Here is a 21567-nt window from a genome sequence, read left to right on the forward strand (position 1 = left end):
GAACCATTGACACGAGAGAAAAATGATGTCAATAGTAAAGTGATTTAAAAATGGAAGCATTCAAATGTCGACCAGGGAAAGATCCGGCTGCCCCATCAGCCTGTCGCTCGAATTGCTCGGTGACCGCTGGACGCTGCTGATCATCCGCGACATGATTTTCGCGGGAAAAAGGCACTTCCGGGAGTTTCTGCTATCAGGCGAAGGCATCTCGTCGCGCACGCTGGCCGAGCGGCTGCAGACCTTGCAGGATGAGGGCATTGTCACCAGAAGCGACGACCCCACGCACAAGCTCAAGGCGATCTACAAGCTGACGGAGGCGGGCATCGACCTGTTGCCGGTGCTGGCGACGCTCGGCGCCTGGGGCAGCAAATACCGCAACGCCGATGACAAGCTGGCAAGGATCGCCGATGAACTGGCGACGGGCGGCGAGGCAGGCCTGGAGCAGATAAAGAAGAAGCTGCGCGCCGAGCATATCGGCTAAGGAGCAACGCCAGCCCTCCCTTCGGGCCGATGGCGGGCTACATCGACACGACGTCGCGCAGCCTCACCCTTCCCATCCTGCAAATCGCTGTGGCCAGAGCCATGTCTGCTTCGGATTGCCATCGCCCGAACCACGGCCTCTTCCAGCCAGCGCGCGATGGCGGGAGCGGCATGCATGCCGATTGGCCCATGCCGCCATGCACGTAGAGCTCTTCGACCGCGGTGCGGCGGGCGACAGGCAGCCCGTCCGACAGCATGGGCGATTGCCGGGATAGACATTCGTCACCGGGGGTGAGCCGAGACCGGACAGGATGCGCAGCGTGCGCGCCGCGATGCGAAGGCGTCTCGGCGCTAGCGCGCCGATCCACCTTCTCCAACAAGGGGAGAAGGTGAGGCGCGCCTTGTCCCGCCTGCGCTTCTACGCGTAGCCTAAGGAGCTAGCGGGAGGAGAATCGCTTGGACACCACTGTCGTTATTGTCGGCGCCGGGCCCGCCGGCCTTGCGGTCGGTGCCTGCCTGAAGCGGGCAGGAGTGGATTTCATCCTGCTCGAAAAATCGCAGGAGATCGCGCCCGCCTGGCGGCGGCACTATCGGCGGCTGCATCTGCATACGGTCAAGTCGTTCTCGTCGCTGCCGTTCCTGCCCTTTCCCAAAAATTATCCGCGCTACGTGCCGCGCGAAATGGTGGTCCGCTATCTCGACGACTACGCGGAAAAATTCGATCTGCGCCCGCGCTTCGGTGTGACGGTGAAAGCCATTCGCCTCGGGGACGGCGGTTTTCTGGTCGAGACAGGATCGGACAACCTCGAGGCGCGCCATGTCGTTATCGCCAGCGGTAACAATGCCGAGCCGATCATCCCCCGGCTCCCTGCCATCGAGGCTTTCAAGGGCGAGGTGCTGCACAGCGCCGACTATACGCAAGCGGCGCCCTTTGCCGGCCGCACGGTGCTGATCGTCGGCATGGGCAACACCGGCGCCGAGATCGCGCTCGACTTGGCGGAAAGTGGCGCGCGTCCGACCATTTCGGTGCGCAAGGGCGTCCACATCGTGCCGCGCCAGCTGTTCGGCGTGCCGATCCAGATGGTCGGCATCGCCAGCCGGCCGATGCCGCAGGCGCTGAACGACTGGATGTTCCCGATCATCCTCGATTTCGCGCTGGGCAAGCTCGAGAAATACGGCATCGTCAGGCCGAAGCAGGGCATCCTGCAGCAGATCGACGAAGTCGGCCGCATCCCGGTCATCGACGTCGGCACGGTCGACGCCATCACCAAAGGCGCCATCAAGATCGCGCCCGACATAGCGGGCTTCACCGAGCGCGGCGCTACGTTCATCGACGGCAAGCAGCAAGCGTTCGACGCCGTCATCCTCGCCACCGGCTACCGCCCGGGCTACGAGAAATTCGTTCCGGCGGAGCTGCAACCGGAGCGCAGCGGCGTCAACGCCCGCGCCTCGCAACTCGGCCTCTACCTCGTCGGCTTCTACAATCCGGTCACCGGTCTGCTCAGGGAAATTGGACGCGAGGCGAAGGCAGTGGCGGCCGACATTGCTCGGCGAGGCTGAAAGGGGCGGCGTCGGCCAAGCTGCGGATCTCCCGCCTTGCGGGGAGATCGGCTATCCATCACAGCCGCGCCGCATCGCCCTCATCCAGCAGCCATTGCCGCACGGCTTGCGTCGGTTCTGGGTGCCGTTGCTTGCGCGGCATCACGACATAGAAATCGTGCGTCCCACGCATCTCCGCGTTGATCGGCTGCACCAGCCGGCCGGCGGCAATGTCGGCGGATACGAGAAACCGGCTGGCCAGCGCGATGCCCTGGCCGGCAATGGCGGCGTCGATCGCGAGGCCTGTCTGGTTGAAGCGCATGCGTTTGGCCTCGGTGGCCATCCTCAGGCCGAGCGCCTTTTCCATGAATTCCGGCCATAGATTGTGCGCGTCGTGCAGCAGGACGTGGTGCTGGATGTCGGTCGGCGCGATCTCGTTCGCGCAGGTCGGCAGCAGGGCAGGGCTGCAGATGGCGATGATCTGCTGTGGAAACAAAAGATCCACCATCAGGCCGGCGCCGAAGGGCAGGCGGCCTTGCCTGACCGCGATGTCGACGCCATCGGCCTGAAAACTCGACAGGCTTTCGCTGGCCAGGATTCGCAAATCGACCAGCGGGTTGTGCGCGACGAACTCCGGCAGTTTGGGGATCAGCCATTTGGTGGCAAAGCTCGGCGTGACGCTGATTGTCAGTCGCGCCGGTTCGGGCCGCAACAGCAGCGTTGCCTCGGAGATCAGGTCGAAGGCGCGGCGGATGTTCGGCGCATAGGCGCGGCCTTCGTCGGTCAGCGCCAGGCCGCGCGGCAGCCGGTCGAACAGCTTTGCGCCGAGATCGGCCTCCAACCCGCGTATATGCTGCGCCACCGCCCCTTGCGTCACGTTCAGCTCCTGCGCGGCGATGCGGAAGTTGAGATGACGCGCGGCGGCTTCGAAGGCACGCAGCGCATTCAACGGCGGCAGGCTCAGGAAGGCTTCGGGCATGCAGGAGTTTTTCTACAGCTTGATTTCAGGCTTTCTGGTTCGAACCAGATGGCAAGACCGGCTATATCATCCTTTGAAGTCGCGAGACACACGCCGCAAAACCCCAAGGAGAGAAAAATGAGTGTAGAAAAAGTGGCAGTGGTCGTCGCCGGTGGCAGCGGTATGGGCGCGGCGGCGGCCAAGCGGCTGGCGGCGGACGGGTTCAGGGTCGCGATCCTGTCGTCCTCCGGCAAGGGCGAGGCTTTGGCCAAGGAGCTTGGCGGGCTCGGCGTCACCGGCTCCAACCAGTCGAATGACGACCTGCAGCGCCTTGCCGATTTGACGCTCGAGCGCTACGGTCGCATCGACGTGCTGGTCAACAGCGGCGGCCACGGGCCACGCGCGCCGATCCTCGAGATATCGGACGAGCAGTGGCACACCGGTCTCGACGTCTATCTGATGAACGTCATCCGGCCGGTGCGCATCGTGGCGCCGCAGATGGTCAAGCAGAGGGCCGGCGCCATCATCAACATCTCGACCGCCTGGGTGGTCGAGCCGAGCCCGATGTTCCCGACATCCGCCGTGTTCCGAGCCGGGCTTGCCGCCTACACCAAGATCTTCGCCAACACCTACGCCGCCGACAATGTGCGCATGAACAATGTGCTGCCCGGCTGGATCGACAGCCTGCCGGCCACCGAGGAGCGCCGCGACAGCGTGCCGATGCAGCGCTACGGCACGTCGGAGGAGATCGCCGCGACCATCGCGTTCCTCGCTTCCGAAGGTGCGGGCTACATCACCGGCCAGAACATCCGCGTCGACGGCGGCATCATCGGCGCGATCTGACCGCGCCGGTTGCCTTGCGTGAGCCGGCGCGTCACTCCTTCACCGCGCCGGTCATCGACGAGACATAGTGCTCGACGAAGAACGAATAGAGCACCACCACCGGCAGCGAGCCGATCAGCGCTCCCGCCATCAGCGCCCCCCATTCGTAGACGTCGGAGCGCACCAGCTCGGTCAGCACACCCACCGGCACGGTCTTGTTTTCCGAGGACTGGATGAATGTCAGCGCATAGATGAACTCGTTCCATGACAGGGTGAAGGCGAATATGCCGGCGGAGATCAGGCCGGGCACCGACAGCGGCAGCACGATCTTGGTGAGGATCTGCCACCGGCTCGCTCCGTCTATCAGCGCGCATTCTTCCAGTTCGAACGGAATGGAGCGGAAGTAACCCATCAACAGCCACGTGCAGAACGGCACCAGGAAGGTCGGATAGGTAAGGATGAGCGCGAAGGGCGTGTCGTAGAGCCCGAGGTTGAACACCATCACCGACAGCGGAATGAACAGGATCGAGGGCGGCACCAGATAGGCGAGGAAGATGCCGAGGCCGACCTGCCGCGCCCCGGAAAACCGCAGCCGCTCGATCGCATAGGCGGCGAACACCGACGCCAGCAGCGACAGGAAAGTAGCGGCGGTCGAGATGATGATCGTGTTGAGCAGCCAGCCCGGATAGGAGGTCTCGAACAGGAGGTAGCGGATATGCTCCAATGTCGGATGCACCACCCAGAACGGATTGAACTGCGCATAGTCGGTCATCTCGAGATTGGGCTTAACCGCCGTGATCGTCATCCAGTAAAACGGAAACAACAGCACGAAGACGAACACCAGCAGCGGCAGATAGACCGTCACCACGCGGCGCGGCAGGCTCTGCAGGTAGCCCATGCCGCCTTCGTCGATATCCCCACGTTTCGCCTTCCTTGTCGCGGCCGTCTTGACCATGTCAGTCTCCGCCGCCTTGTTGCCATTTGCGGCGTTGCAGGCCGAAATAGCTGAACAGGATCGCCGCCAGCAGGAACGGGATCATGGCCACCGCGATGGCCGCGCCCTCGCCAAGCTGGCCGCCGGAAATGCCGCGCTGGAAAGACAATGTCGCCATCAGATGCGTGGCATTCACCGGTCCGCCCCGGGTCAGCACGTAGATCAGCTGGAAATCGGTGAAAGTGAACAGCACCGAGAAGGTCATGGTGATGGCGATGATCGGCGTCAGCAGCGGCAGAGTCACATAACGAAACAACTGCCAGCGACTGGCGCCGTCGAGCGTGGCCGCCTCGTAGAGCGACTGCGGAATGGTCTGCAGGCCGGCGAGCAGCGTGATGGCGACGAAAGGAATGCCGCGCCAGACGTTGGCGGCGATGACCGAAGCGCGCGCATTCTCCGGATCGCCGAGGAAATTGATGCGGTGGTCGATCAGGCCCATTTGCTGCAGCGCCCAGGACAGGATCGAGAACTGCGAATCGTAGATCCACCAGAAGGCGATGGCCGAAAGTACGGTGGGCACCACCCAGGGCAGCAGGACTATCGCGCGGAAGAACGATTTGAACGGCAGGTTTTCATTGAGGATGAGCGCCAGCCACAGGCCGAGCACGAACTTCAGGATCGAGGCGCTGACCGTGTAGAGCAGCGTGTTGAAGACGGAGAGCCAGAAGACGTTGTCATTCCAAAGGTACTGATAATTCTCGACGCCGATGAAGATGCCGGGGCGGCCGATCCGGGCATCGGTGAAACCGAGCCAGACGCCCAGCCCGAGCGGATAGGTCAGGAAGACCAGCAGCAGCGCCGCCGCCGGCAGCATGAAGCCGAAGCCCAGCGCGTTGCGGCTTTCGGAGAGCCGCGAAAGCATCGACGGACGCGGCTGGGCGGCAACGGACGGCACGGCCATGGAGGGCTCCTCATCGGGGAATCAGGTCACGGCGTCAACGGCCGCCATGGGATTGTGCGACGGGCCGGGCAGCGCACTAGACGCTGCCCGGCGGTGCCGTGATCAAACGCGGTAGTAGCGGTTGGCGCGCTTCTCCGCCTCCTCCATCGCCTCCTGCGGCGTCGCCTGGCCGGTCACCGCCTTGGCAAACATGTCGACCAGGACATAGTCGGCCATGGTCGCCGCCGAGGCATAGCCGAGCGGCCCGGCATAGCCGTTGGGGCGCAGCGTCGCCGAGGCCTTGGCATAGGCGGCATTGTTCGGGTCGGCCGTCCACACTGGATTGTTGTCGAAGGCCTTCAGCGTCTGGCAGCAATAGCCCGCCGAGGAGGTGATCCAGTCGGTCATCTGCGGATCCTCGAACATGAACTGCAGATAGGCCTTGGCCGCATTGGGGTAGGGCGTGTAGTTGAAGATGACTGCGGTGGTCACCTGGAACAGTTCGACCGATTTCCCGACGGGACCGATCGGCAGGTTGGTGGTGCGGATGTCCTTGGCGATCTCAGCCAGCTTCGGATCGTTGTCCTTGTTGATCTTGGCCGTATTGTAGGCGGAAATGCCGTTGGCGATGACGCCGAGTTCGCCGGCCAGGAAGGCGCGGTTGTTATTGACGTCGAGCCAGCTTTCGGTCCCGGGAATGAAGGTCTTGTAGAGTTCCTGCGCGTATCCGATCGCCTTTAGCGTCTCGGGGCTGTTGATCGCCACCTTGCCGCTCTCGTCGACCATCTGGCCGCCATGGCTCCACAGCAGCCAGTGCGCGTAATTGTTGCCGTCGCCGACACCGTGGCCGTGCGTGAAGCCGGCCGGATGTCCCTTCGCCTGCAACGCCTTGCAAAGCTCGAGGAAGCCTGCCGTGTCCTTCGGAAATTCGGAGAAGCCGGCCTCCTTCACCCAGCTTTCGCGATAGACGATGGCATTGCCGATCGTGGCCAGCGGCAGGCCGACGAACTTGCCGTCCCGCGTCGCATATTGCTTTGGTCCGTCGTGCCAGCCGCCATATTTCGAGCCCAGATACTCGCCGAGCTCGGTCACGTCGTGCAGCTTGTCGGGATATTGATGCGGGTCGTCGAACCAGACGAACATGAGGTCCGGGCCGGAACCGACATTGGCGGCGACCGCTGCCTTGGGGCGAATGTCCTCCCAGCTTTCCTTGTCGACACGAACCTCGACACCTGTCGCCTCGGTGAAGCGCTTGGTGTTGGCCAGCCATTGATCCTCATCGCCCTTGACGAAGGGCGACCAGCGCAGCAGCCGCAGCTTTGCGCCTTCCTCGGGCTTGTATTTCAAGCCCTCCTGGGCAAAAGCCGGCGAGCCGACGAACCGGCTTCCCAGAGCTCCCGCCGCGGCACCTGCGGTCGTGCGGATTACATCGCGTCTCGTGAATTTCATGGTCGTCTCCTCCGGTTTATCTTCCTTGCTATGCGGTCCTTACCATCCGTTACGCGTTTCAAATCGTGTTCCGGTCTTGCCGTCAAAGAGATGAATCAGGCCAGGCGCGGCAGAGAGCCGTATGGATTCGCCCGGTGTTAAGGCATGGCGTTCGCGGAAATTGGCGACGATCTCGTCGCCGCCGGCGGTGCGGCCGATGATCTGCACTTCCGACCCGGTCGGCTCGACCACCGCGACGGAGACTGGAATGCCTTGGTCTGACGATAGCCGCAAATGCTCGGGCCGTATTCCCAGCACCACCGGATGACCGTTGCCAACGGCCGGCGCGCCGGCCAGCGGCACGGAAATTCCCCCGGCGCCGCGAAAGGACGGAGACCCGTCGGTGACGATCTCGCCCTTGATCAGGTTCATGGCGGGCGAGCCGATGAAACTGGCGACGAAGAGATTGTTTGGCCTGTCGTAGAGCTCCAGCGGCGGTCCGATCTGTTCGACGATGCCGTCATGCATGACCACGATCTTGTCGGCCATGGTCATGGCCTCGATCTGGTCGTGGGTGACATAGACTGTGGTCGTCTTGAGCCGCTGGTGCAGTTCCTTGATCTCGGCGCGCATCTGCACCCTGAGCTTGGCGTCGAGATTGGAGAGCGGTTCGTCGAACAGGAAAACCTGTGGATCGCGCACGATCGCCCGGCCCATGGCGACGCGCTGGCGCTGGCCGCCGGAAAGCTGGCGCGGATATCGCGTCAGCAATGGCACCAGCCCGAGGATTTCGGCGGCGCGCTGAATGCTGGTAGCGCAATCGGTCTTCGAAACACCTTTGAGCATGAGCGAGAACGCCATGTTCTCGGCGACCGTCATGTGCGGGTAGAGCGCGTAGTTCTGGAACACCATGGCAACGTCGCGCTCTTTCGGCGCAACGTTGTTGACGACCCGATCCCCGATCGCGATCTCGCCCCGAGAAATCTTTTCCAGGCCGGCGATCATCCTGAGAAGGGTCGATTTTCCGCAACCCGACGGGCCGACAAGCGTGACGAACTCGCCGTCGTCGATATCCACACTGACGCCGTGCAGGACCTCGACGGTCCCGAACGATTTGTAAACGTCGCCGATCGCGACAGACGCCATCGATCTCCTCCCGAATGCTTCTTGCGACGCCCCGAAGGAAACCGCTCCTCTCCCGCCTCGCGACCGTCTCCCATTCCCCCAACAGGTCGCGCGACGATCAGACGGTAGCGCTACCAAGCCTGCCTGTAAAGCGGCCATGCGGACGGTTTTCTTGTCGTTCGAAACACCCGGCGCAATGAACGGCACACCGGCAAACTACCCCCCATTCACAAAAGCCAGCACCAGCTTCTGCAGGTTTCCGCCGGGGCCGAATTCGACCCGGTCGAAGTTGCGGCTCGCCTGCCGCTGAGCCAGCGAGATCTGGGCGAGTTGCCTCGTCAGCTCGGTTCTGATCTTGCTGCAGGCGGGGTCATCAGTAACGGTCAGGCCGACGCTCACCGCCTCGATCTTGCGCACCATCTCGGCGATGGCTGCGCCATGCACTCTCTCGTGGGCGGCGAGCCCGGCGATGAACACCGTCCAGTTCTTCTGGACGGAAGCCGGCAACGGTTCGGCCGGCTTCGGCAAGGTGTAGGTGATGATCAGTTTCGGGCGCGCCGATTTGAGCACGCAGGCGTCGCCTTTCGGCCTGTAGTCCCTGGTCCAGGTCAGCTTGAAATTGGTGTGCGCAATGACCCGACCCTTGCCGAGCAAGGGGCCGGCTTCGCCGATCGCGGCATAGAGTTCCGGGCCGGTCCGCCCTGCGATGGCGTAGGTCTCGACCTTTTCGACCGGCTTCCAGTCGGCGCGTGCCGGCGACGCCAGCAGGGAGGCCGCGAACAGGAGAAAGAACATGGCTGGTTTCATGGAAACGTCAGAGACACTGGGCTGAGGCAAAGATCAACCCGGCGCAATGCACTCAGGTCCCACGGCAGGCCGCGTCATAGTCGGCCAGCACCTGATCGACAGCTTCGAGAAGGATAGCCTCGGGATTGCCCGCCGGCCCGAGTTCGGCCGGCAGCGCCGGCAGGAATTGCCGCATCAGCGTTTCGGGAATGGCAACGTCGTCCAGCGCCTTGCGCAGGCGCTCGACGGCCGCGACAGCGGTGGGGTTGCTCCAATAATAGCGGATGCGGTCGCTGTAGCTGTAATGCCGCTGCACATAGAGCTCTGCTTCATTGCCATGATAGTGGCTGTGCCAATGGCCGGGGGCTGCCAGCATCGCGCTTTCCATGGTCCGGGCGAGCGACCGGTCGCCATAGTCCCTGGCCATTTCGGAGGCGATCAGGTCGAGCCCGTAAAGCGCCTCGCGCAAGGCGAAGGTCAGGCCGGGGCCGACCTTGAGGATGGGAAAGCCGTTTGCGACCAGCGCGGTCAAAGCCGCACGGCTCTGGTAGTCGGTCGAATGCGCCTCGTAGACGAGCGACGGCTGCTCATCGAGCAAGCCGGTCAGGCCCTTGGATTTCTCGGGCGCGTAGGCGACGACGTTCTGGCTGCCGAATTCCACGCCCGGCTGCACCACCACGGCGATGACGCGGCCGAAGGCCTCCGTCAGCCCCTCACGGGCAAAGATCTCCCGGTGAACCTCGATCGTGCGCCGCGCCGCCTCCGCCTCGGTCGGCTTCAACTCGCTGATCGCGTGGTGGACGCCGCCGGGGGCGGGGACTTCGGTGCCGATGATGTAGACCGGCAAGGTGCTGCCTGCGGCGTGCGCGGCCGTTTCGGCCGCCTTTGCCAGTCGCGCCGCCCGGGTGGCGATGGTCTCGTCGTCAAGCGCCGCCGGCTCGCCGGCGCAGCCCATCGATGCGTCGAGATGAATCTTGGTGAAGCCGGCCGCGATATAGGCGCCGACCATGGCCTCGGCCTTGTCCATCGCCTGCGCCGCCGGCTCTGCGCGCCACGGGTTCGGTCCCAGATGGTCGCCGCCGAAGATGATGCGCGAGGCTTCCAGCCCCTCGCGACAGGCGATCTCCAGCACGAAGGCGACGAACAGCGCCGGGGTCATTCCGGTATAGCCGCCGAACTGGTTGACCTGATTGCAGGTTGCCTCGATCAGCAGGCTTTTATCCCTGTCGGCAACGGCGCGCCGTATTGCTGTCTGGATCACCAGCGGATGAGCCGAGCAGATCGAGGTGATGCCGTAGGGCGGGCCGTTTTTGCGCGCGCTGGCGAGGCCTGCAAGCGGGTTGGCACTCATGTCCGTCTCGCTGTTCCCTTGATGAATTGGTCAAGCGCATCGAAGCCGGCGGTGCCCTCCATCGGGCCGCGCCGGGTGACGTTGCGGGCGCCGGCGGCATTGGCATAAAGCAGCGCCTTGCCGGGCTCCATCCCCTGGCGCCGGCAGGTCAGGTAAGTGGCGCCGAAACAATCGCCGGCGCCCGTCGGGTCGACTTCCTCGACCTGAAAACCGGCGCAGTCGATCCTGGCGCCGTCGGCGCCGAACCAGGAAGAGCCGTCAGCACCGCGCTTCAGCACGATCTCGCCGACGCCTCTGGCAAACAGCGCCGCCACCGCCTGATGCTCGTCATCGACGCCCGCCGTAGCGAGCAATTCGTCGCCGGACGGCAGCAGCAGGTCGGCATCGTCGATGAGTGCGGAAAACAGCGCACCGTCGGCGCCGATCAGCTCCTTGCGCACATTCGGGTCGAACGAGGTTGAGCCGCCGCGGGCACGCACCGCCCTCACTGCGTAGGTCACAATCTCCTTCAGCCCTGCCACCGACAGCGTCGATCCCATGATATGCAGATGGCCGGCTCTGTCCGCCAGCAGGCGCGCAGCAGTGGTCAGGTGGATCTGCCCGGCGGCGGATTCGGCGATGTTGTAGACGAAGTCCCTGATACCATTGGGCCGATAGCGCACGAAGGCGCATCCCGTCGGGAAGCGGTCGCTGATATCGACGGCGGAGACGTCCACACCGTCGCGCTTCAGCCTGTCCAGGTTGAGCGTGCCGAAATCGTCGCGGCCGACGCAGCCGATAATGCCGGCGCCGCCCCCCAGCCGCGCAACCTGATCGATGAAGATCGCCGGCGCACCGCTGGGGAATGGCCCGACGAGCGTTTGCGGCTCGAGGAAGCCGAAACCCCGTTCCGTCGCCATGATCTCGACCAGGATTTCGCCGGCGGCAATTGTTGGCCCCACGGCCTCGGCGGCGATTTCGCTGCGGCGCGAAAGGCTCATGCTTGCGATTCCTCCTTGTCACAGACTGATTGCTTGCTCGCGCAGTTGTTCGGCACAAATGTTTATCGGGTAAATCGCACATAGGGCGAAGTCAATAAAACCTTACATGCGTATAGTTTATTTATTCTGCGCGTACACATTGCAGGATTCGGGTGGCTGGGATCGTGGCACCGTGCAAATCAGGCGTCGACCGCAGTGAAAGGACAGCCATGCTCACGCTTCATGATTATCTGCCGTCGCAAAACGGTTGGAAGGCGAGGGTCGTGCTCGGCCTGCTCAACATCCCCTATGAAAGCCGCCTGGTGTCGATTTTCGAGGGCGAGAGCCACACCGACGCCTTCCTGAAGCTCAACCCGGCCGGCGCCGTTCCTGTGCTCGAACTCGAGGATGGCCGTGCGATCGCCGAATCGAATGCGATCCTCATTTATCTCGCCGAAGGCACGCCCTTGCTGCCGGCGGATCGCTATGTCAGCGCGAAAGTTATGCAATGGCTGTTCTTCGAACAGTACCATGTCGAGCCGGTCATCGGCTCCCTGCGCTTCTGGACGCTGGCCGGAAGGCTGGAGCGCAACCAGGCGACGCTTCCGGCCAAGCGCGAAGCCGGCGCCCGCACGCTGGCAGCGCTGGAGCGCAGCCTGAACGACACGCCCTTCCTTGTCGGCGACATGCTCACCATCGCCGACATTGCTGTCTATGCCTACGGCCACCGTGCCGAAGATTGCGGCTTTGCGCTGGCGGCTTATCCGGCGGTTCGTGCCTGGACGGGCCGGGTACGCGACGCCATCGGTCCCGGCTATCCCGTGCATCTCTACAGCATCGATCGGCATTCGGCTGCTTGAAGGCAAAAGGCGCGTTCACCTTGCTTAGTCGAAAAGAAGACCCAGATTCTGCTTTGTCGGCGGTTTTTTCTCGCAATCCGTTGGCTGGATGGCCGGGTCTCGGCGTCATCTCGACGACCGGCCGGCACTTAGCATGGAGGTGACCATGACACGCAACGACATCATTTCGGTGTTGGGGCCGGTAGACGAGGCGGTCATAGCCGACATCGCGCTGACCGGCGCCACCCTTGAAGAACTGCGCGAGGCGTTCGCTTGGCTCGGTGCCGACGAGGCGCTGGTCAACGAGGGTCGCCCCTTGCCGGGAACGAAGGTGGCGCGGCTGATCGAAATTCTCGATATGCCGGACGACGAGGACGGCCGGCAAGCGGCGTCGCAGTAGGCCGTAGGCGTAGGGTATCGGTCTGCGCCACCTTATTCCCTATTCCCTACGGCCTATTCCCTTCCCTTACGCCCTCGACAGCAGCCGGCGCATGATCAGCGAGGCGTGGCCGCCAACGCCGTGCGCGGCCGTGTGGCGCTCGACCACTTCGAAACCGTGCTTGCGATAGAAGGCGATCGCCCGGTCGTTGCCCTCGATCACTTCCAGCGCAATGCTGGGGATGCCGGCATGCGCGACAAGCACCGCGTGCAGCAGGTCGGTGGCGAGCCCGCTGCCGAACTCTGTCTTGTCGATGTGCAGCCGGTCGAGCAGGACATCGCCACGATCGTCCATCGCCGCCATCGCGTAGCCGGCGATCGAACCGTCCGGCCGTTCGGCCACGAACGACATCTTGTTGTCGTCCCCAAGTTCCTCTGCCAGCCGCTCGGGCGCATGCTTGTCGTCCGAGAGCCGCGCTGTATTTTCAGGTCCCAGGATCGACGAATAGGTGCGCCGCCAAGACTCTCCCAGCAGCCGCGATACCGACGCTACATCGTTCTCTGTCATCGCCCTGATCTGAACCATGGCCGATCCCTCACCGCCTCACCCGCGACTTCAGCCAACGATCGAAGGCCACGGCCAGGATCAGGATCAGGCCGATGACGATGCTTTGTGTGTAGGAAGAGACATTGTTGAACTGTAGCCCGTTCTGCAGCACGCCGATGAGTGCTGCGCCCACCACCGTGCCGCCGACCGAGCCGATGCCGCCGAATAGCGAGGTGCCGCCGATGACCACGGCCGAAATCACCGTAAGCTCGTAGCCGATGCCGGCCACGGCTTCGGAGGAGTTGAGCCGTGCTGACAAAACGAAGGCGGCCAGCCCGGCGAAGAAGCCGACGATGACATAGACCGAGATCAGAATGCGGTCGACGCGCAGGCCCGACAGGCGTGCGGCCTCGGCATTGCCGCCGACGGCATAGACGGCGCGGCCATAGCGCGTATAGCGCAGCACGATGTGGCACAGGATGGCCGCCGCCGCGAAGATGATCGCCGGCACCGGCACCGGTCCGATGAGCCCGGTGCCGAACCAGCGCATCGAGGCGTCGAAACCGGAGATCGGTCCGCCATTGGAGATGGTCAGCGTCAGGCCGCGAAACACGGTGAGCCCACCCAGCGTGACGACGAAGGGCGGTACTTTCAGCCGGGTGATGGCAAAGCCCTGGACGCCGCCGGCCAGCGCCCCGACGATGACGGCGGCAAGCAAGGCGGCGAACCAGCCATAGCCTTGCGTGCCCGTGGTCGACAGCGACAGCGTGTTGGCGGTGCCGCCCTTGGCCACCACCGCGGCCACCATGCCGCAGAAGGCGAGCAGCGAGCCGACCGACAGGTCGATGCCGGCAGTGAGGATGACGAAAGTCATGCCAAGCGCGATCAGTCCGGTGATCGAGATCTGCCTCAAAATGTTGAACAGGTTGATTGGATCGATGAAGCTCGGCTTCAGCACGGTGAAGATGACGATCAACACCGCCAGGAACATCAGCGGCCCAAAACTCATCAGAAGCCGCGCGATGTTGATGCCGCTGCGCTGGGTCTGTTCGGTGGTGCTGGTCATTGCGTTGCGTCCTGCTTGCGGTCGAGCGCCATCAGTTCCATCAGTTTTTCCTCGGTCGCTTCGATGCCCGGCATTTCGCCGGTGATACGGCCGCGCCGCATCGTAACGATGCGATCCGACACTGCCAGCACCTCCGGCAGCTCCGACGAGATCATCATGATGGCGATGCCGCGCGCAGCCAACTGGACCAGGATCTGGTGCACTTCGGCCTTGGCGCCGACATCGACGCCGCGCGTCGGCTCGTCGACGATCAGTACTTTCGGGTCGCGCGCCAGCCAGCGGGCCAGGATGACTTTTTGCTGGTTGCCGCCGGACAGGCCCTCGATCGCCTGGTCGGGCGAGGCCATGCGGATCGACAGTGCCTTGCGATAGCCGGCCAGCGCCTCGCGCTCGCGCCGTTCGGCCATGAAGCCGGCCCCATTGCTGTAGCGGCCGAGCGAGGCGATCGAGAAATTGTTGAGAATGCCCAGTGCTGCAAAGATCGCCTGGTGCTTGCGGTCTTCCGGCACCAGCCCGATGCCGAGTTTGATGGCGTCTGCGGGGGAGGCCGGGGCGATCGGCTTACCGTCGAGCGCAATCGTGCCGGCGGCGATGCGGTCGGCGCCGAAAATGGCGCGGGCAAGCTCGGTGCGGCCGGAACCGACGAGGCCGGCAACGCCGAGGATTTCGCCGGCCTTCAGATCGAGGTTGACGCCTTCGAGTACGATGGCATGCGGCGCCAACGGGTCGCGTACCGTCCGCAGCCCGCGCAGCGAGAGCCTGACCTCGCCGGCGACATCGCGCTGCGTCGGCCGCGCGTAGAGCTCGGAGGCGGCGCGGCCGACCATCTTCTCGATGATCTTCGGGATCTGGATCGGCTGGCCGTCACGGTCGAGATGACCGGCCAGCCTGCCATCCCGCAGCACGGTCATGCGGTCGCAAATGGCGGACGCTTCCTCCAGCCGGTGGGTGACGAACATGATGGCGACACCGTCCTTGCGCAGCCTGTCCATGATCGACATCAGTTTCTGCACCTCGGTCTCGGTCAGCGCCGAGGTCGGCTCGTCCATGATGATCAGGCGGCTTTCCAGCGACAGAGCGCGGGCGATTTCGACCAGCTGCTGTTCGGCTACCGACAGCGAGGACACCGGCGTCGCCGGATCGATGTCGAGACCGACGCGGGCGATGATCGCGCGCGAGGCGTCCTCCATCCTGCGCCAGCTGACCAGCCCGAGCGGCCCGAGCGGCGCGCGGCCGATGAAAATGTTTTCCGCAACCGTCAGCGTCGGGATCAGGCTCAGTTCCTGATAGATGGTGACGATGCCATGCCGCTTCGCATCCTGCGGACTGGACGGCGCGTAGTCGGCGCCGTCGAAGACGATGCGGCCGCTTGACGGCGGCATCACGCCGGACAGGATTTTCAACAGCGTCGACTTGCCGGCGCCGTTCTCGCCGAGCAGGCCAAGGATCTCACTGGGCCGCACCTCGAGCGAAACGTCGATGAGCGCGGTGACGCCGGAAAAATGCTTGGTCACGCCTTCGACGGAAAGGAGCGGTGGCGATGATGCGGTGGGTTCAACGGCGGACAAGCATTGCTCCCGGATTGCGATAGGCAGCGGGACAGCGCCCCCCTCTGTCCTGCCGGACATCTCCCCCACACGGGGGGAGATCAGCAGTTTTGCCGGCAGCACTATTTCTATAACGTTGGCGATTGGCGAAAGCAGACGTGACGGCCAATCTCCCCCCAAGTGGGGGAGATGTCCGGCAGGACAGAGGGGGGCGCGACAGAGCGCGACCTCCACCCGTCATGGGCCCTACTCTCACTTCGTCTCGTTCAACCTCTCCGCCTTGTCGAGATTGTCCTTGCCGATGACGATCGGCGTCAACAGCACCAGCTTCTCCTTCGGCTCGGTCTTGTCCCTGGCGAAGGCGACCGCGATCTGCACCGCCTTGCGCGACTGTTCGCCGGGGAACTGCTCGACCGTGCCGGCGAGCTTGCCGTCGCGCACGGCGACCAGCGCTTCCGGCAGCGCGTCGAAGCCGTAGATCTTGACGTCGGTGAAGTTGCGCGCGGCACAGGCTTCGAGCGCGCCGAGCGCCATGTCGTCATTGGCGCAGATGATGGCGTCCGGCTTGCCGTTGGCGGCAAGCCCGGCCTCGGTCACCGACAGCGCTTCGGCGCGGGCGAAGTTAGCGGTCTGCTCGAAGATGATCTGGTACTTGTCCTTGAGCGGATCGAGCACATTGTGGACGCCTTTGTTGCGGTCGATCGCAGGCCCGGCACCCGGCTGGCCCTGCAAATGGAACAGCTTGGCGCCGTTGGGGAACGCCGCCACCATGGCCTGCGCCTCGGCCTCGCCGCCCTTGACATTGTCGGCGCCGACATGGGCCAGAATGCCCTCGACGCCGTCAACGCGGCGGTCGATGGTGACCACGGGAACCCCGGCCTTGACCGCTTCCTCGATCGCCGGCGCCAGCGCGTTGACGTCAAGCGGCGAAATCACGATGGCGTTGACCTTCTGCACAAGTGCGGCCTCGATGTCGGCGGTCTGCTTCGGCGCCGAGTTCTGGCCGTCGCTCTCGGTCAGATTGACGCCTTGCGCCTGCGCCTCCGCCTTGATCTCGTTCAGCATGTGCACAAAGAACGGAAAGCCGAGATTGGGCACCGAGCCCAATATGGTCAGTTTGTCGGCGGCAAAGGCCATGGGCGCGGCCAGCGCCATGGCGCCGGTCGCCACGGTCGACAACAGGAATTCGCGTCTGTTCATCAGATATCCTCCACATGAACGCAGGAGCCCGAAACCGGGAGCGGCTCGGGACGGTCCTTGCGTCAATTCAAAAATGGAGTGTCCTGTGAACGCCCCGAGGGGACGCGAGGCGCTCCAGCCGGTCCGCCGCAACGTTCTCCTCCGCACGGCGCCGACCCGAGGATGCTAGCCAAGGAAAATCGATTACGCAAGGTGAGGCGAGGGGCTGAAACTGCTAATCTCCCCGCTTGTGGGGGAGATGTCCGGCAGGACAGAGGGGGGCGCTGTCCCGCCGACATTGGCCAATTTCACTTACATCTTTGAGCTAACCCCTACGCAGAATACTTGATGCGGGCGATCCTTCGCGCCCCCTCTGCCTTGCCAGGCATCTCCCCCACGAGGGGGGAAATTGGCAGCTTAGACGCCTCTACCTGTCGATGGTCGTCATCACCCGCTCATTGTAGCGCGGCCCTGAGACCTTGCCCGGCGCGAGTGCCGCGTCGAGCGCAGCCATCTCGGCGGCTTCGAGCGTGATCGCTGCGGCAGCGACATTTTCCTCCAGATACTTGCGCCGCTTTGTCCCCGGGATCGGCACGATGTCGATGCCGAAGCCGTCGCCCTTGCCGAGCACCCAGGCCAGCGCGATCTGTGCGGGCTTTACCCCTTTGGCCGCGGCCACCTCTTGCACCGCAGCCGCTGCCGCGACATTGGCGTCGTAGTTGGCGCCCTGGTAGCGGGGGTCGCCGCGCCGAAAATCGCCTTCCGGATAGTCCTCGGCGCGCTTGACATCGCCGGCGAGGAAACCGCGGCCGAGCGGCGCGAACGGCACCAGGCCGATGCCGAGCTTTTTGAGCAGCGGGATGATTTCCGGCTCCAGATTGCGCTCCCACAGCGAATACTCGCTCTGCAGCGCCGAGACCGGATGCACGGCATGTGCGCGGCCGATGTTGGCCGCACCAGCCTCCGACAGGCCGAAGAAGCGCACCTTGCCCTCGGCGACGAGCCGGCCGACCGTGCCGGCGACGTCTTCCATCGGCACGGCCGGATCGACGCGATGCTGGTAGTAAAGGTCGACATGGTCGGTGCCGAGCCGCTTCAGCGAGCCCTCCAGCGCCTCGCGGATATGGTCGGGCCGGCTGTCACGCTCCGTGCCGACCTGTCTGCCGTTTTCGATGCGGAAGCCGAATTTGGTGGCAAGGGTCACCTCATCGCGCCGGCCCTTCAGCGCCCGCCCGAGCAGTTCTTCATTGGCATAAGCGCCGTAGACTTCCGCCGTGTCGAGGAAGGTACAGCCGAGTTCGATGGCTCGGTGCAGGGTGGCGATCGATTCCGCCTCGTCGGCAGGGCCGTAGGACTGGCTCATGCCCATGCAGCCGAGGCCGATCACCGAGACCTGCAGCCCCTGGCTGCCGAGTTTGCGGGTGCTGAGGGTCATTGCCGTTCTCCTTGGGGCTGAGGAAAACTATAGCGGCCGCTCCTCCAGTTTCCATAGCTGTTCGGCGGAAGAACAGCGCTTCCCTTGACAAAACCCAGCCGCAAGCGCCTTTGCCGGCGGCCATTGGGGGCCCATGGGATACCAATGAAGAAGATCTACGAGAAGCCGACGCTGAACCGGCGTCAGCAGCTCTCGCGCGTCACCGCGCTCATAATTCCTTCGGACCACTAACCGAATATTGTCGTCGCCATTGCAAAGTCCGCTGCCGAGGCGCAGCGGTTTTTTGCTGCCGTCGGATCGTAGCGCTGCCAGAAGCAGGCGGTCAAAATTGACAGAGCGGCCGATCTCCAGCATCCTTATGCCGCCGCCATGTCTTGCGGTCTTGTGTATGAGTGAGCCATGGCCAGTTCCGTCACCAGCCAGAATTCCAAGCGCGCCGCGGTGCGCAAGGCGCTCGACCGCCACAAGGTCTACGTCACCGCGCAAAGCTTTTCCGGCGGCGTCTACTCGGCCCGCGTGCTGGTCGACGGCGAGGCCTACTGGGTCGACGAGTTCCGGCTGAGCCAGCTCCAACAAGGGCTGTCCCCGGCCGAGCTAGACCTGACGCCCGCCTCAGACGATTGAGCGTGATCTCCACATTCTTCGCACCACGCTGGGAAATCTGAAATGTTGGCGGGACAGCACTGTGCAGGAACGCGGCGCAGGGAAGGTTCGTCCGCCGCCGCCGCTCCCGCCTGACCCATGCCAACCCCGCCAAAACTCAAGGCCTACCGCGCCAAGCGCGAATTTACGAAGACGCCGGAACCGGCGGGCGGGCTCATTTCAGGCGACGGCAACCGCTTCGTCGTCCACAAGCATCACGCCACCGCCGACCATTACGATTTGCGCCTGCAGGTCGGCGGCGTGCTGAAAAGCTGGGCGGTGCCGCGCGGGCCCTCGCTCAACCCGGCCGACAAGCGGCTTGCAGTCGAGACCGAGGACCATCCGCTCGAATATATCGACTTCGAGGGCGTCATTCCCGAAGGCGAATATGGCGGCGGGCCGATGATCGTCTGGGACACCGGCACCTGGGCGCCGATGGACGATGTCGACAAGAGCCTGCGCACCGGCGCCTTCAAGTTCCGGCTGGCCGGCGACAAGTTGAATGGCGGCTGGATGCTGACCCGTCTGAAGCCCAAGCCCAGCGAAGACAGCGAGAAGAAAAACTGGCTGCTGTTCAAGGAGCGCGATCTCGCCGCCGATACCGGCCTCGACATCCTGGAAGCGCGGCCGGAAAGCGTGAAGTCCGGCAAGCGGATCGAGGAGCTGGTGGCGCCGCCGAAGAAGCCGGCCCGCCTGCCGCCCAAGCCCGGCGCGCTGAAACCCGGCGCGCTGCCCGGTGCGGCCAGGGGCGATCCGCCGTCGCGCATCGAGCCGCAGCTCGCCACGCAGGTGCCGAAGCCACCGGGTGGGCCAGTGGAAGACACAGGTGAACTCTGGCTGCACGAAATAAAATTCGACGGCTACCGCACCATGGCGCATATCGCCGATGGCGAGGTCAGGCTGATCACCCGCGGCGGCATCGACTGGACGAAGCGTTACGGCGACCTGCCGCAGGCATTCGCCCGGCTGCCCCTCAGCCAGGCGATCATCGACGGCGAGATCATGGTGCTGGACGAGAAGGGCATCTCGCGTTTCGCGCTGCTCCAGGATGCGCTGTCGGCGGGTGCGGGCAGCAAGCTCCATTTCTATGCCTTCGACCTGCTGCATCTCGACGGCTGGGACCTCCGCAAGGCGCCGCTCGCAAAGCGCAAGGCCCTGCTCGCCGAACTGCTAGCCGGACAGGGCGCCAACTCCGCCATCCAGCTGAGCGACCATGTCGAAGGCGACGGACAGGGGCTGTACGATCAGGCCTCGATCCTTGGGCTGGAAGGCGTCGTCTCCAAGCGCGCCAACGCCATCTACCAGAGCGGCCGCACGAAGAGCTGGACCAAGGTCAAGGCGCTGGAGACCGGCGATTTCATCATCGCCGGCTACACCGTTTCCGACGCGGCCGAAGGACTGGCGGCACTCGGCATGGCTGAATTCGCGGATGGCGAACTGCACTATCGCGGCAAGGTTGGCACCGGCTTCGATGCCGCTACGGCGGGCGACTTGCTGGCCCGGCTGCAGCCGCTGCGCGACGGCGCGACAGCACCCGAGGGTGTGCCGCGCGAGATCATGCGCGAGATGAAATGGGTGCGGCCGATGCTGTCGGCCCGCATCCACTACGCCAACCGAACGGCGGACAATTCGCTGCGCCACGGTGTGTTTCGGGGCTTGCGCGATGTCGGCCTGTCGACGCCGGTGTCGCCGAAGCGCAAGCGGCTGATCGCCGAAGCTGATCTCGCAACCATCTGGGTGACCAATCCGGAGCGGCGGCTGTTCGGCAAGACCGGACCGACCAAACTCGACATCGCCGTCTATTACGCGCTGGTCGGCGATTTCATGCTGCCGCACATTATGGGCCGCCCGGTGTCGCTGGTGCGCTGCCCGACGGGCCTGCCGAAGGACTGTTTCTTCCAGCGCCACGCCTTCACCGGCATGCCGCCGTCGGTGGTCACTTTTGACGCCACCAACTCCGAAGGTGAAACCAAATCCTATCTGTCGGTCGAGGGAGCAAAAGGCTATCTGGCACTCGCGCAGTTCGGCGTCGTTGAGTTCCACACCTGGGGCACGCATCGCTTGAGCCTCGACAAGCCCGACCAGATCGTTTTCGATCTCGATCCGGGTGAGGGCATCGCCTGGCGCGAGGTGGTCGAGGCCGCCGTCCACATCAAGGGCGAATTGGAGCGGTTCGGCCTGGTGCCGTTCGCCAAGACATCCGGCGGCAGCGGCATCCACATAACCGTGCCGGTGACGCAAAAGCAGAACTGGAAGAAGCTGCACCAGGCGACCAGCGCCATCTCCACGCACCTGGCGGCCACCGCGCCCGACACTTTCACCACCACAATGGGCAAGGAAAACCGCAAGCGCCGCATCTTCATCGACTATCACCGCAACGCGCGCGGCCACACCTCCGCGGCGCCTTATTCGCTGCGCGCCCGCACCAACCTGCCGGCGTCGACGCCGGTGAGCTGGAGCGACCTTGAGACGATCGATGCGCCGCAGGATCTGAACTATTCCTCGCTGCCGGGGTTGTTGGCGACCTCGGGCGACCCCTGGGCGGACATGGAGGATTTCGCGAGGGATTTGCCGGCCTTCAAATAAGGTTTTTCTCCCCATTTCATGGGGGC

The 21567-nt window shown here is 64.2% G+C and carries 21 protein-coding genes; 7 read left to right on the forward strand and 14 right to left on the reverse strand.

The window, feature by feature from the left end; genetic code table 11:
- Positions 1–64 precede the first annotated feature (64 nt).
- Together NKJ57_RS07935 and NKJ57_RS07940 are read left to right on the forward strand one after the other, a co-directional pair.
- Complete coding sequence (locus NKJ57_RS07935) at positions 65–481, forward strand: winged helix-turn-helix transcriptional regulator (protein WP_023673465.1); 417 nt, start codon at positions 65–67, stop codon at positions 479–481.
- Between the two features lie 455 nt (positions 482–936).
- A complete protein-coding gene (locus tag NKJ57_RS07940; RefSeq protein WP_352510865.1) occupies positions 937–2040 on the forward strand; it encodes a flavin-containing monooxygenase in 1104 nt (367 codons plus the stop codon).
- Between the two features lie 58 nt (positions 2041–2098).
- Here the strand turns inward: NKJ57_RS07940 and gcvA are convergent, their stop codons facing one another.
- Positions 2099–2998, reverse strand: coding sequence for a transcriptional regulator GcvA (gene gcvA, locus NKJ57_RS07945; protein ID WP_352510864.1), 900 nt, complete (start codon positions 2996–2998; stop codon positions 2099–2101).
- Positions 2999–3115: 117 nt separating this feature from the next.
- Between gcvA and NKJ57_RS07950 the strand changes: the two genes are divergently transcribed.
- Positions 3116–3820: an SDR family oxidoreductase gene (locus NKJ57_RS07950; RefSeq protein WP_352510863.1), complete on the forward strand. Its 705-nt coding sequence runs from the start codon at positions 3116–3118 to the stop codon at positions 3818–3820.
- Positions 3821–3851: 31 nt separating this feature from the next.
- On the opposite strand, the gene NKJ57_RS07955 is transcribed toward NKJ57_RS07950, so the two are convergent.
- The 7 genes from NKJ57_RS07955 to NKJ57_RS07985 all read right to left on the reverse strand — a co-directional run bounded on the left by NKJ57_RS07955 (position 3852) and on the right by NKJ57_RS07985 (position 11343).
- Positions 3852–4754 (reverse strand): carbohydrate ABC transporter permease, encoded by a 903-nt coding sequence (locus NKJ57_RS07955; protein ID WP_023673469.1) that lies wholly within the window; start codon positions 4752–4754, stop codon positions 3852–3854.
- A gap of 1 nt (position 4755) precedes the next feature.
- Positions 4756–5655 carry a carbohydrate ABC transporter permease gene (locus NKJ57_RS07960; RefSeq protein ID WP_502902023.1) on the reverse strand — a complete coding sequence of 300 codons (900 nt, stop codon included), beginning with the start codon at positions 5653–5655 and terminating at the stop codon, positions 4756–4758.
- Positions 5656–5796: 141 nt separating this feature from the next.
- Positions 5797–7122 (reverse strand): ABC transporter substrate-binding protein, encoded by a 1326-nt coding sequence (locus tag NKJ57_RS07965; protein WP_023693796.1) that lies wholly within the window; start codon positions 7120–7122, stop codon positions 5797–5799.
- A gap of 39 nt (positions 7123–7161) precedes the next feature.
- Positions 7162–8247, reverse strand: a complete 1086-nt coding sequence (locus NKJ57_RS07970) for an ABC transporter ATP-binding protein (RefSeq protein WP_352573676.1) — start codon at positions 8245–8247, stop codon at positions 7162–7164.
- A 195-nt stretch (positions 8248–8442) separates the two neighbouring features.
- The gene (locus NKJ57_RS07975; protein ID WP_502900815.1) at positions 8443–9033 is read right to left on the reverse strand and encodes a DUF922 domain-containing Zn-dependent protease; all 591 of its coding nucleotides are present in this window, start codon (positions 9031–9033) and stop codon (positions 8443–8445) included.
- A gap of 52 nt (positions 9034–9085) precedes the next feature.
- Positions 9086–10363, reverse strand: a complete 1278-nt coding sequence (locus NKJ57_RS07980; RefSeq protein ID WP_352510859.1) for a D-tagatose-bisphosphate aldolase, class II, non-catalytic subunit — start codon at positions 10361–10363, stop codon at positions 9086–9088.
- A complete protein-coding gene (locus NKJ57_RS07985) occupies positions 10360–11343 on the reverse strand; it encodes a tagatose kinase (protein ID WP_031246361.1) in 984 nt (327 codons plus the stop codon). The genes NKJ57_RS07980 and NKJ57_RS07985 overlap by 4 nt, the downstream gene beginning before the upstream one ends.
- A gap of 209 nt (positions 11344–11552) precedes the next feature.
- Here NKJ57_RS07985 and NKJ57_RS07990 point away from each other — a divergent pair, with 209 nt between their 5' ends.
- Entirely contained in the window at positions 11553–12182 is a 630-nt protein-coding gene (locus NKJ57_RS07990) for a glutathione S-transferase family protein (protein ID WP_023703088.1), read from the forward strand.
- Between the two features lie 145 nt (positions 12183–12327).
- The gene (locus tag NKJ57_RS07995) at positions 12328–12561 is read left to right on the forward strand and encodes a hypothetical protein (RefSeq protein WP_081731260.1); all 234 of its coding nucleotides are present in this window, start codon (positions 12328–12330) and stop codon (positions 12559–12561) included.
- A 66-nt stretch (positions 12562–12627) separates the two neighbouring features.
- On the opposite strand, the gene NKJ57_RS08000 is transcribed toward NKJ57_RS07995, so the two are convergent.
- The 6 genes from NKJ57_RS08000 to NKJ57_RS08025 all read right to left on the reverse strand — a co-directional run bounded on the left by NKJ57_RS08000 (position 12628) and on the right by NKJ57_RS08025 (position 18667).
- Positions 12628–13125 (reverse strand): GNAT family N-acetyltransferase, encoded by a 498-nt coding sequence (locus tag NKJ57_RS08000; protein ID WP_023735430.1) that lies wholly within the window; start codon positions 13123–13125, stop codon positions 12628–12630.
- Between the two features lie 10 nt (positions 13126–13135).
- Positions 13136–14152 (reverse strand): ABC transporter permease, encoded by a 1017-nt coding sequence (locus tag NKJ57_RS08005; RefSeq protein WP_023685887.1) that lies wholly within the window; start codon positions 14150–14152, stop codon positions 13136–13138.
- A complete protein-coding gene (locus NKJ57_RS08010; protein WP_488377237.1) occupies positions 14149–15780 on the reverse strand; it encodes a sugar ABC transporter ATP-binding protein in 1632 nt (543 codons plus the stop codon). Before NKJ57_RS08010 ends, NKJ57_RS08005 begins: the two co-directional genes overlap by 4 nt.
- Positions 15781–15951: 171 nt before the next feature.
- Positions 15952–16899, reverse strand: a complete 948-nt coding sequence (locus NKJ57_RS08015) for a substrate-binding domain-containing protein (protein ID WP_023673481.1) — start codon at positions 16897–16899, stop codon at positions 15952–15954.
- A 406-nt stretch (positions 16900–17305) separates the two neighbouring features.
- The gene (locus NKJ57_RS08020) at positions 17306–18313 is read right to left on the reverse strand and encodes an aldo/keto reductase (RefSeq protein WP_352510857.1); all 1008 of its coding nucleotides are present in this window, start codon (positions 18311–18313) and stop codon (positions 17306–17308) included.
- Between the two features lie 27 nt (positions 18314–18340).
- On the reverse strand, positions 18341–18667 hold the full coding sequence (locus NKJ57_RS08025) for a hypothetical protein (protein ID WP_352510856.1): 327 nt from the start codon (positions 18665–18667) through the stop codon (positions 18341–18343).
- A gap of 45 nt (positions 18668–18712) precedes the next feature.
- Between NKJ57_RS08025 and NKJ57_RS08030 the strand changes: the two genes are divergently transcribed.
- Together NKJ57_RS08030 and ligD are read left to right on the forward strand one after the other, a co-directional pair.
- A complete protein-coding gene (locus tag NKJ57_RS08030) occupies positions 18713–18937 on the forward strand; it encodes a hypothetical protein (protein ID WP_023673483.1) in 225 nt (74 codons plus the stop codon).
- A gap of 117 nt (positions 18938–19054) precedes the next feature.
- Entirely contained in the window at positions 19055–21541 is a 2487-nt protein-coding gene (ligD, locus tag NKJ57_RS08035) for a DNA ligase D (RefSeq protein ID WP_023673484.1), read from the forward strand.
- Positions 21542–21567 lie beyond the last annotated feature (26 nt).

Source organism: Mesorhizobium sp. M0077 (assembly GCF_040322955.1).
Lineage (GTDB): Bacteria > Pseudomonadota > Alphaproteobacteria > Rhizobiales > Rhizobiaceae > Mesorhizobium.

Excerpts from the sequence above, each read along its gene's own strand:
- NKJ57_RS07955 (WP_023673469.1), bottom strand. The coding sequence starts at position 4,754 with ATGGTCAAGACGGCCGCGACAAGGAAGGCGAAACGTGGGGATATCGAC.
- NKJ57_RS07985 (WP_031246361.1), bottom strand. The coding sequence starts at position 11,343 with ATGAGCCTTTCGCGCCGCAGCGAAATCGCCGCCGAGGCCGTGGGGCCA.
- ligD (WP_023673484.1), top strand. The coding sequence starts at position 19,055 with ATGCCAACCCCGCCAAAACTCAAGGCCTACCGCGCCAAGCGCGAATTT.
- NKJ57_RS07960 (WP_502902023.1), bottom strand. The coding sequence starts at position 5,655 with ATGCTTTCGCGGCTCTCCGAAAGCCGCAACGCGCTGGGCTTCGGCTTC.
- NKJ57_RS07980 (WP_352510859.1), bottom strand. The coding sequence starts at position 10,363 with ATGAGTGCCAACCCGCTTGCAGGCCTCGCCAGCGCGCGCAAAAACGGC.
- NKJ57_RS08020 (WP_352510857.1), bottom strand. The coding sequence starts at position 18,313 with ATGACCCTCAGCACCCGCAAACTCGGCAGCCAGGGGCTGCAGGTCTCG.
- NKJ57_RS08000 (WP_023735430.1), bottom strand. The coding sequence starts at position 13,125 with ATGGTTCAGATCAGGGCGATGACAGAGAACGATGTAGCGTCGGTATCG.
- NKJ57_RS07975 (WP_502900815.1), bottom strand. The coding sequence starts at position 9,033 with ATGAAACCAGCCATGTTCTTTCTCCTGTTCGCGGCCTCCCTGCTGGCG.
- NKJ57_RS07935 (WP_023673465.1), top strand. The coding sequence starts at position 65 with ATGTCGACCAGGGAAAGATCCGGCTGCCCCATCAGCCTGTCGCTCGAA.
- gcvA (WP_352510864.1), bottom strand. The coding sequence starts at position 2,998 with ATGCCCGAAGCCTTCCTGAGCCTGCCGCCGTTGAATGCGCTGCGTGCC.
- NKJ57_RS07950 (WP_352510863.1), top strand. The coding sequence starts at position 3,116 with ATGAGTGTAGAAAAAGTGGCAGTGGTCGTCGCCGGTGGCAGCGGTATG.
- NKJ57_RS07990 (WP_023703088.1), top strand. The coding sequence starts at position 11,553 with ATGCTCACGCTTCATGATTATCTGCCGTCGCAAAACGGTTGGAAGGCG.
- NKJ57_RS08025 (WP_352510856.1), bottom strand. The coding sequence starts at position 18,667 with ATGCTGGAGATCGGCCGCTCTGTCAATTTTGACCGCCTGCTTCTGGCA.
- NKJ57_RS08030 (WP_023673483.1), top strand. The coding sequence starts at position 18,713 with ATGGCCAGTTCCGTCACCAGCCAGAATTCCAAGCGCGCCGCGGTGCGC.
- NKJ57_RS07965 (WP_023693796.1), bottom strand. The coding sequence starts at position 7,122 with ATGAAATTCACGAGACGCGATGTAATCCGCACGACCGCAGGTGCCGCG.
- NKJ57_RS08005 (WP_023685887.1), bottom strand. The coding sequence starts at position 14,152 with ATGACCAGCACCACCGAACAGACCCAGCGCAGCGGCATCAACATCGCG.
- NKJ57_RS08010 (WP_488377237.1), bottom strand. The coding sequence starts at position 15,780 with ATGTCCGGCAGGACAGAGGGGGGCGCTGTCCCGCTGCCTATCGCAATC.
- NKJ57_RS07970 (WP_352573676.1), bottom strand. The coding sequence starts at position 8,247 with ATGGCGTCTGTCGCGATCGGCGACGTTTACAAATCGTTCGGGACCGTC.
- NKJ57_RS08015 (WP_023673481.1), bottom strand. The coding sequence starts at position 16,899 with ATGAACAGACGCGAATTCCTGTTGTCGACCGTGGCGACCGGCGCCATG.
- NKJ57_RS07995 (WP_081731260.1), top strand. The coding sequence starts at position 12,328 with ATGACACGCAACGACATCATTTCGGTGTTGGGGCCGGTAGACGAGGCG.